3 protein-coding genes are annotated in these 2,184 nt (G+C 48.9%); 1 reads left to right on the top strand and 2 read right to left on the bottom strand.

Annotation, left to right across the window (positions count from 1 at the left end; all coding sequences use genetic code 11):
• Nucleotides 1–175: 175 nt before the first annotated feature.
• Nucleotides 176–310 carry a hypothetical protein gene (locus tag F6K20_RS35290; protein ID WP_267872004.1) on the bottom strand — a complete coding sequence of 45 codons (135 nt, stop codon included), beginning with the start codon at nucleotides 308–310 and terminating at the stop codon, nucleotides 176–178.
• 48 nt (nucleotides 311–358) lie between these two features.
• Here F6K20_RS35290 and zds point away from each other — a divergent pair, with 48 nt between their 5' ends.
• Nucleotides 359–1,795, top strand: a complete 1,437-nt coding sequence (gene zds, locus F6K20_RS35285) for a 9,9'-di-cis-zeta-carotene desaturase (RefSeq protein ID WP_008181727.1) — start codon at nucleotides 359–361, stop codon at nucleotides 1,793–1,795.
• Here zds and F6K20_RS35280 read toward each other — a convergent pair.
• Nucleotides 1,788–1,964, bottom strand: a complete 177-nt coding sequence (locus F6K20_RS35280) for a hypothetical protein (RefSeq protein WP_287265750.1) — start codon at nucleotides 1,962–1,964, stop codon at nucleotides 1,788–1,790. The genes zds and F6K20_RS35280 overlap by 8 nt on opposite strands.
• Nucleotides 1,965–2,184: the final 220 nt, after the last annotated feature.

The following is a 2,184-nucleotide window of genomic DNA, read 5'->3' as shown; positions in this document are numbered from 1 at the left end:
AAGATTAAGCGTAGGGTGGGCAGTGCTCGAAACCGATCAGATTAGCTTGTCATCGGGGGAAAACACTGCCCACCAAAAGTAAATTATTAGGAAAGAATAGTAGGGTGGGCAGTGCTCGAAACCGATCAGATTAGCTTGTCATCGGGGGAAAACACTGCCCACCAAAAGTAAATTATTAGGAAAGAGTCAAAAGCGATCGCACTGGTGGGCAGTGCTTGATCCCAATTAAAAAGCTGACCATCTCGACGCTAAGCACTGCCCACCCTACATCTACATCAACTCTCCCGACTCCCGACTCCCGACTCCCCACTCCCGGAATATATTACAATCTGTAAAGAAACTGAAAGGATAGGGGAGAATGCGCTTAGCAATCGTTGGTGCGGGGCTCGCGGGCATGGCCACAGCAATAGAGTTAGTGGATGCTGGTCATGAGGTGGAAATTTTTGAATCCCGTCCCTTTGTGGGGGGAAAGGTAGGCAGCTGGGTAGATAAGGATGGCAATCACATCGAAATGGGGTTGCATGTCTTCTTTGGCTGCTATTACAACCTGTTTGAGCTGATGAAGAAGGTGGGAGCGTTCCAGTTTCTGCGCCTGAAGGAGCATACTCACACCTTTATTAATAATGATGGACGCAAGGGTGAGCTAGACTTTCGCTTCATTACTGGTGCTCCCTTTAATGGCCTAAAAGCTTTTTTTACCACCTCCCAACTCTCCCTCCAGGATAAGCTGCAAAACTCCATTGCTCTGGGGATTAGCCCTCTGGTGCGTGGCTTGATAGATTTCGATGGCGCAATGAAAACGATTCGTGACCTAGATGCGGTCAGTTTCGCTGATTGGTTTCGCGGTCATGGTGGTTCCGACGGTAGTTTAAAGCGGATGTGGAATCCCATTGCCTATGCTCTGGGTTTCATCGATACCGAGAATATTTCTGCCCGTTGTATGCTAACCATCTTCCAGTTATTTGCGGCTAGAACCGAGGCATCGGTACTACGAATGCTGGAAGGCTCTCCTCATGAGTACCTCCATAAACCAATTATTCAGTATTTAGAGGAAAGAGGAGCAAAAATCCACACTCGCCGCCAAGTCAGGGAAATTCTGTTTACCGAAACCCCAGAGGAAACCCGAGTGACTGGTTTAGTGATTGCCAAAGGGGAAACCGAAGAAACCATTACCGCTGATGCCTATGTCTGTGCCGTTGATGTGCCTGGTGTTAAACGACTGTTACCGAAATCATGGCGCAAGTGGTCCGATTTCGATAATATCTACAAGCTGGATACGGTACCAGTGGCCACGGTCCAACTACGATTTGATGGCTGGGTGACAGAGCTTCATGATGCTGAGAAACGCCAGCAACTCCAAGAAGCAGCAGGGATGGATAATCTACTGTATACTCCCGATGCTGACTTTTCCTGCTTTGCAGATTTAGCTCTCACTAGTCCTGGTGACTATTACAAAGCCGGTGAAGGGTCACTGATGCAGTTGGTACTAACCCCAGGAGACCCATTTATCCGACAAAGTAATGATGCGATCGCAAAACATGTGCTTCACCAAGTCCATAACTTGTTTCCCTCCTCACGAGACTTGACCATGACCTGGTATAGTGTCGTAAAACTCGCTCAGTCTCTATACCGGGAAGCCCCTGGCATGGACCCCTATCGCCCTAACCAAAAGACACCAATCCCTAATTTCTTCCTAGCCGGTAGCTATACCCAACAAGACTATATCGATAGTATGGAAGGAGCTACCCTATCCGGGCGTCGTGCTGCTAAGGCGATTGAGTCTTTTGTTAGTTGAAGAAGGGAATCGGGAATCGGGAATCGGGAATCAGAGGGGAGTTTGGGGAGATGGGGAGATGGGCAATACTGGCTGGATTTTGGATAAATCCTCCCAATGCCCGTCGGGATCCCCCTCCCGTCCCCCTTAATAAGGGGGAAGCTAGAAGAGCCATAGCCTTTTTGTCCATGGGCAGGGGCTATTGTTCCCCCCTTTCTAAGGGGGGTTAGGGGGGATCTCCACCTCACTGCATCGCTTTTATGATATTGTTGCCGTCAATTATTGTTTCTTTTGCCTATTGCCTATTGCAATCCTAAATCAATTGTGAGAATTTTTGTTCCCTACTCCCGTCTTGATGCAGTCGCTCATGGGGGGAACCACGGCAGTCGCTCATGGGGGAAACCCCCAAG

The organism is Moorena sp. SIO2C4 (assembly GCF_010672485.1).
Taxonomy (GTDB): Bacteria; Cyanobacteriota; Cyanobacteriia; order Cyanobacteriales; family Coleofasciculaceae; genus Moorena; species Moorena producens.
The sequence above is the reverse complement of the archived record's forward strand: the minus strand, read 5'-3'. Positions and strand labels throughout refer to the sequence as shown.

Excerpts from the sequence above, each read along its gene's own strand:
- zds (WP_008181727.1), top strand. The coding sequence starts at position 359 with ATGCGCTTAGCAATCGTTGGTGCGGGGCTCGCGGGCATGGCCACAGCA.
- F6K20_RS35280 (WP_287265750.1), bottom strand. The coding sequence starts at position 1,964 with ATGGACAAAAAGGCTATGGCTCTTCTAGCTTCCCCCTTATTAAGGGGG.